Consider the following 4,252-nt stretch of genomic DNA (forward strand, 5'->3'; position numbering starts at 1 on the left):
AAAATTGTCGAGGGCGACAATGAAAACCGTTGATGGGAGACAGGAGCAAGGATTTTTTCCGGTTAAAAATACCTTTTGATTCCGAAAAATCTCTCTCTTCTCCCTCCGCTCCCGGTCGCTCCCTCCGCTCCCCTTGCCATTTTTCTGGGGAGAATGAAACGGCCCTGCTTTGGTAAGGGGGGATAATGGGGGATCGATCACAGCCGATTGGCGACCTGTTGAACGCGAATTCCATTCAACTCCAACGCCATCTGTTTCGCCGTCGGGGAACTCCACCGCAGCAGCCAACTCGGTTGCACGCCGAGGAACAAAATCAACGCGGCCAAAACCAGGGCGGGCGCCCGTTCCGAGAGGGAGACTTTGGGATAGTAGGCCAAATTGTTGTCGAGTCGCCCGAAACAGGTGCGGTTGAGCAGGATGACGAAGTAAACCGCCGTCAGACCGGAGGCGATGATACAGAGCAAACTCTGAACCGGGAAGACCACAAACGTGCCTTGAAACACCAGAAATTCCGCCACGAAGCCCACCAAACCGGGAATTCCGGCACTTGCCATTCCCGCCGCGATCAGCAGCGCGCTGATGAGGGGCAAGCCGCGGATGGGGTTCATCAGGCCGTTGAGTAATTTTAACTCGCGGGTGCCGACTTTGGTTTCCACCACGCCGACCAGGTGGAACAGGATCGCCAAAATCAAGCCGTGGGCGACCATTTGGGAAATCGCCCCGATCAGGCTAACTTCCGTGCCCGCCGCCGTGGCGACGATGATATAACCCATGTGGCCGATGGAACTGTAGGCGACCATCCGTTTGATGTCCTGTTGTGCGATCGCGGTCAGGGCGCCGTACATGACGCTAATCACGCCGATAATCGACAATCCGGGGCCGATCAGTTGCCAGGTGTCCGGGAACAGTTGCAGGCAGAACCGCACCAGGCCATAAGTTCCCAACTTCGCCAACAGACCCCCCAGGAGGATCGTCACCGGGGCGGAGGATTCGACGTAGGCGTCGGGGAGCCAGGTGTGCAGGGGGACCAGGGGAATTTTGATCCCGAAACCGATCAACAAAACCGTGATTAAAATTAATTGGCTGATTTGGGAGATCTTTTCGGTGTTGATCGCATCGAAATCGAAACTTCCCGACCCGCTCAACCAGGTGAGCCCCAGGAATCCCGCCAAAATCAGAATCCCGGAGAGGGCGGTGTAGATGAGGAACTTCATCGCCGCGTAGCCCCGCTTGTCGCTCCCCCAAATGCCGATCAGCAGGTAGAGGGGGATGAGTTCGAGTTCGTAGAACAGGACGAACAGCAGCAGGTTTTGGGCCACAAACGCCCCTGCGACCGCCGCACTCACCAGCAAGATCATCGAGTAGTAGAGGCGGGGGCGGGGGGTATCCGGGCGGCTGCTGGCGATCGCGATCGGGGTCAAAATCGCGCTCAACCCCATCAGGGACAGGGACAGGCCGTCCATTCCCAAACTGTAGGACAAACCCAACTGGGGAATCCAGGGCAGATATTCTTCAAATTGAAAGCCGGGGTCGCCCAAATTGAAATCGAGGATGAGTTTGAGGGTCAACAGCCCCACCAGTGCCGTCACCCCGAGGGCGACGGAGCGGATGCGGGCGGAACTGAAGGAGGAGGGCAATAACCCGATGAGCAGGCTTCCCGCCAGGGGAATGAGAATTAGGAGACTGAGCATAGTTCGTGATGGGCGATCGTCAGAACAAACCGAAACAGAGCACACTCAACAGTAGGGTGATGCCGAGCAGGATGGTGAGGGCGTAGAACTGGGTTTGGCCGGTGACGTTATATCGGAGGCTCTGTCCGCTGAAGACGGTAGCCAGACCGACCAAATTGACAAAGCCATCGACGATGAACCGGTCTATCCAGTCGATGATCCGGGACACCACCGCCACGGCGGAAATGATCGTCAGGCGGTAGAGTTTGGCGGTGTAGAAGTCGTAGGCGAAGAAGTCCTGAACGGCTCGGGAGCCGAAGGTCACGGGTTTGGGCAGGCCGTCGAAGATGTAGATCCAGACGCTGAGTCCGGCACCGGCGAGGGTGGAAAGCATCAGCAACCCGGCGGCGGTGAGGTCGATGGCCTGCCAGCTTGGGAGAAGTCCCCAGGCTTGCAGCAGCAGGGGGACGTGCAGGCAAAAGCCCGCCAAAACGGTCATGGGCAGCACCCCGGCCCAGAGTCCTTCGGGCGATCGCACCGTCATCTGTTTGACGGTCCCGGCGAACATGAGGCCGAATTCCCGGGTCAGGCTGAAGGCGGTCAACCCGTTGACGGCCAGCAACACGATCGCGATCGCCGGTTCCGTCGGCCAGAGATTTTGGGTCAGTTCCAGCAGCATCCAGAAGCCCCCGAAGGGGGGGACGCCCACCAACGCCGCGATCCCGACGAGAAAGCAAATCCCGGAAATGGGGCGGCGCGACCACAGGCCCCCGTATTGGGTCAGATCCTGGGTGATGTTGTTGAGGATGATACCGCCGCTGGTCATCACCAGCAGGGCCATCGCCATCGAATAGGTGAACAGCAGCAGCAAAGCCGTGTTGGTGAATCCCGTCCCCACGGCGATCAATGCCATGCCCATGTAGGAGCTCACGGAGTAGGAAATCGCCCGTTTCGCGTCGATTTGAGCGATCGCGATGGCGCTGGCCCCGAGAGCCGTCGCCAACCCGATGGCAACCGTCACCGACTCCGCCACCGGAGACAGTGCAATCACCGGAAACACCTTCGTCAGCACCCAGGCACCGGAACCCACGACCACCGCATTCCGCAGGACTGTGCTCGGCACCGGACCTTCCATCGCCTCGTCGAGCCACAGGTGCAGCGGAAATTGGGCGCATTTCCCCAAGGGGCCGGCCAGCAGCGCCACTCCCAGCAGCGTCGCGACGGTGGGGTTGAGGGTCGCCGTCGCCGCCCATTCCGTCAGTTCGGTAAAGTTCCAGGTCCCCGCCAGGGGATAGAGGGACACCACCCCCATCAGCAGGAACAGGTCCCCCACCCGCTTGGTGAGGAACGCATCCCGCGCCCCCGTCACCACCAGGGACTGGTTGAACCAGAATCCCACCAGCAAATAGGTGCCGAGGGTGAGGATCTCCAGGATGATATAGGTGAAAAACAGGGAGTTGCACAGCACCAGGGCGGCGAGTCCGGCTTCAAATAATGCCATCAGGCAGTAAAATCTCGCCCAGCCCCAATCCATCTCCAGGTAGGCGATCGCGTAAACTTGGGCCAGGAGGTTGAGGCCGGTGATGACGAGGGTGGCGCCGATGGTGATGGCGGAGAGTTCGATGGGAATGGAAAAGTCGAGATCGGCTACCTGCAGCCAGGGAATCACGATCTCGCGACCCGGTTGACCCCACATTCCACCCAAGGCGATGGAGCCGTGGACGAAGGCCAGCAGGGTCATGATGATATTGATGTATCCGGCCGGTCTCGGGCCGGTCTTGCGGATGATTCCGGGCGACCAGGGAACGGATAAAATAGCCCCCAGGAAGGGATAGCAGGGAATCCACCAGATGTTTTGCAGGAAGAATTCAGTCATAACTGAAATTTGGGATAAATGGCTCTAACCCTTAAAGGGAAGCCCGGAATTTGGGTTCCGGGCGTGGCAAGTCATTGAATGCACTGAGGACAAGTGGAAAAGTCGTCTGGCGATCGAAGGCCGACAACGGATGCAGATGAGTTTGCGGATTTTATCTTCTCTTTAGAATTACTATAGATGATATTCTATACAGTGCGTCAAGAAAATCGGATCGTTACCACAATTCGTGATAGCCGCCTTAACCGGGGCTTATATCAGACGGCTTCGGGTGTCGGAACCTGATCAGACGGTTCGCACTCGCCCGGAAACAGAATTTTGGCGATCGCCTCGGCGTTGCGTTGTTGGCGCCATTGCCAGTGGTTGTCCTGTCCCGTCTCTCGGATGTGGACGATGGCGCGATCGAGCCGTTCGGGAATTTCATCGAAGCGATCGAAGGTGGAACCGATGGACGTCGGCCAGTGGACTTGGTGTTCGATGACGGGATAATTCGAGGCGATAATATAACATCCGCAGTGCGATTCGTTCGGGAATGAAATAGGGCTGAAATGCCCGAAATAACCTCCCGGTAAGGCTTTCACCCCCTCGGGTGAATATAAGGGACGCACCCCTGACCAGCCTTATAACTGTCTGTATGTTCCTAAGTTTGGTATCACAGGATACCAAATGAGGTCGGAACTCTCAGGGTCAAGAGGAGAAGTGGAGAATC

At 57.9% G+C, this 4,252-nt stretch carries 3 protein-coding genes; all 3 read right to left on the reverse strand.

Translation table 11 applies throughout. The annotated features are described in order from the left end of the window. Positions 1-197: 197 nt before the first annotated feature. Complete coding sequence (locus tag AC0QHF_RS00390; protein ID WP_324702210.1) at positions 198-1,691, reverse strand: NADH-quinone oxidoreductase subunit M; 1,494 nt, start codon at positions 1,689-1,691, stop codon at positions 198-200. A gap of 19 nt (positions 1,692-1,710) precedes the next feature. Beyond that, the gene (locus AC0QHF_RS00395; protein WP_324702211.1) at positions 1,711-3,546 is read right to left on the reverse strand and encodes an NAD(P)H-quinone oxidoreductase subunit F; all 1,836 of its coding nucleotides are present in this window, start codon (positions 3,544-3,546) and stop codon (positions 1,711-1,713) included. Between the two features lie 254 nt (positions 3,547-3,800). Next, positions 3,801-4,151 carry a hypothetical protein gene (locus AC0QHF_RS00400; RefSeq protein ID WP_324702212.1) on the reverse strand — a complete coding sequence of 117 codons (351 nt, stop codon included), beginning with the start codon at positions 4,149-4,151 and terminating at the stop codon, positions 3,801-3,803. Positions 4,152-4,252 lie beyond the last annotated feature (101 nt).

The organism is Lyngbya sp. CCY1209, from assembly GCF_055795065.1.

Excerpts from the sequence above, each read along its gene's own strand:
- AC0QHF_RS00395 (WP_324702211.1), bottom strand. The coding sequence starts at position 3,546 with ATGACTGAATTCTTCCTGCAAAACATCTGGTGGATTCCCTGCTATCCC.
- AC0QHF_RS00390 (WP_324702210.1), bottom strand. The coding sequence starts at position 1,691 with ATGCTCAGTCTCCTAATTCTCATTCCCCTGGCGGGAAGCCTGCTCATC.